General features: G+C 40.4%; 2 protein-coding genes and 1 pseudogene. 1 reads left to right on the forward strand and 2 read right to left on the reverse strand.

The annotated features are described in order from the left end of the window. Positions 1-103: 103 nt before the first annotated feature. A pseudogene (locus H6F92_RS26435) lies at positions 104-247 on the reverse strand (30S ribosomal protein S6); the annotation flags it as partial. Between the two features lie 241 nt (positions 248-488). Further along, a complete protein-coding gene (locus tag H6F92_RS00335; protein WP_190356394.1) occupies positions 489-1,184 on the reverse strand; it encodes a PEP-CTERM sorting domain-containing protein in 696 nt (231 codons plus the stop codon). 297 nt (positions 1,185-1,481) lie between these two features. Here H6F92_RS00335 and H6F92_RS00340 point away from each other — a divergent pair, with 297 nt between their 5' ends. Further along, positions 1,482-2,069 carry a DUF3782 domain-containing protein gene (locus H6F92_RS00340; RefSeq protein WP_190356395.1) on the forward strand — a complete coding sequence of 196 codons (588 nt, stop codon included), beginning with the start codon at positions 1,482-1,484 and terminating at the stop codon, positions 2,067-2,069. Positions 2,070-2,198: the final 129 nt, after the last annotated feature.

The following is a 2,198-nucleotide window of genomic DNA, read 5'->3' on the forward strand; positions in this document are numbered from 1 at the left end:
AAGCCCAAAATCGCTGAAACCCAGATAGATCAAGGAAAATCATAAATCGAGGTTAACCCTTTGTCCCGTAATGGTTTGAGCCTTTTTTGCTGCCCGAAAATGCCTAAGTCCCAATAGGAGAGGGCGGAATTTCCGTTAAGGGAGATAAATCGGCAGGGGGGTCCACCACGCAATCGAGTTTTAGGGTTAAATAACGAATAACCTCATCACTTAAACCCATGGCCCGTTCCATGGGGGCGACTTGTTGCTGAACGACTTCGTGAGACTCAAGAAGAAGCTCTACAAAATATCAAAGAGGCCATTGACTTATGTTGAGAAGTTAGAAAAGAAAAAGACCTACCTTTGAAAATTACAAAATAGCAGGTTAGTCCTTGCTATTGCTCAACCCAACCCCTATTTTTATATAAGTAGGTAGGTGTTAAAAACTGTCAGATACTCCCTTTATTAAGGGGGGATTAATTGTTGAAAGAAATCCCAAATTTCTCAACTCAATTGTCCTGTTTTGACTTCTTCCCTTGAGATAGTTTGCGCTGGCAGAAAGCACCAAATCCCAATAAACCTAAGCCTAAAATTGTGCTAGGTTCAGGGGTCGAGGCAGGGGTTGAGGTAATGACAAATTGACCGCTATTATCAAAAGAATTAATATCGTTGATACGAAACTGAAGAACAGTGCCATTAGCAATACCCGTAAAGCCTACATTTGTAAATATGCTGGATAAAGGCACACCAGATAATGATAAATTTGTTGGTGGATTGGCACTGCCTAAACCATTGGCTGCATTAGCTGAGAATAGAGGAAAAAATCCCAGTGTGCTATTACCAATAAGTAGAGAACCACTGGGTTGACCCGGACGTGTTGCCCCGGAACCCACCGGGGTAGTTTGTCCCACACTGAATCCTGGCTGTGTTGTTTGGGTAATAATACCCGCAGCATTCATAGCCAATGTTCCAGCCCAGATATCTACTGTTCCAGACACATTAACACTTAAGGTGTCTGACGGAAGAAAGTTTTGAGAAACCGTGAAAGTTGGCCCGGAAAAAACATTAGTCCCTAAAACAGTTGTGTTGGGAATAATTAGCTGAGCAGCTTGAACTGGTGATATTGCTAGAGTGCTAAAAGCAATGGCAGAGGAAGCGATAGCTATTTTTGATAAGCTATTCTTACCCCCCCCCTCGACAATCAATCAGTTTTACTAATGTCATAACTAAATACCTCTTAAAAAATGTGGTTCCGCCCAAACCTTAACATATATTCCCTTAGAGGTATATGTATTAACCATTGATTTTACTTAATCTTACCATTGACTTTAATGAATCTTAAAAATACTCTAAGTTACTTATAAAAATAAAGCTGTATTAGCGACAGCGTAACACGCCCTACTTATCGCTCTCTTACTCAAAGGCAAAAGCACTATCTTCTTCATGAATCGGCAAAATTCAGTAAAATAGCAATAGACCAAATCAGAGAGAAAAAACTAGCTATGGCAACTACATCCGAAGACGTATGGCGACTCTTAGCCGAATTAGCGACTGCTCAAAAAGAAACCGACAAACAACTGAAGGAGACTGACCTACTATTGAAGGAAGTTAGTCAGCAACAGAAGAAAACTGACAAACAACTCAAAGAATTAGGTCAGCAAATTGGGGGACTCGGTGCAAAATTCGGCAGCTTTACCGAAGGACTTGCCCTCCCTTCAATGGAAAAGATTCTCAGACAACGCTTTGGTATGGAAGTTATCAGTCCCAGTGTGCGAGTCAGTAAAGAAGGACAACACCTAGAAATTGATGTCCTTGCCTATACCAATGGTCAGCTAAATACTGCTTATATCGTCGAGGTTAAAAGTCATGCTAGAGAGGAGTCTATTTCACAATTAAAAAGTATTTTGCAACGGTTTCGGCGCTTTTTCCCTGAACACAAAGATAAAAAACTCTATGGCATATTAGCGGCGGTTCATTTATCATCAGAATTACGCGAAAAAATTCTGCAAGAAGGGTTTTATGTGGCTCGGATTCATGACCAAGTATTTGAATTGGATATTCCCGATAATTTTCAACCTCGACTTTATTAAAAATTTAGATATAATACTAAATCCTGTTATTAAAAACTGATTATTTATTCCCTCTTTTGCCGTTCGGCAGTTCGACAGGCTCACCGTCGAAGCCTTTTGCATGAGCAGAAAACGGGTTTCTCGGAGAAA

The organism is Microcystis wesenbergii FACHB-1317, assembly GCF_014696875.1.
In the GTDB taxonomy this organism is placed as follows: Bacteria; Cyanobacteriota; Cyanobacteriia; order Cyanobacteriales; family Microcystaceae; genus Microcystis; species Microcystis wesenbergii_A.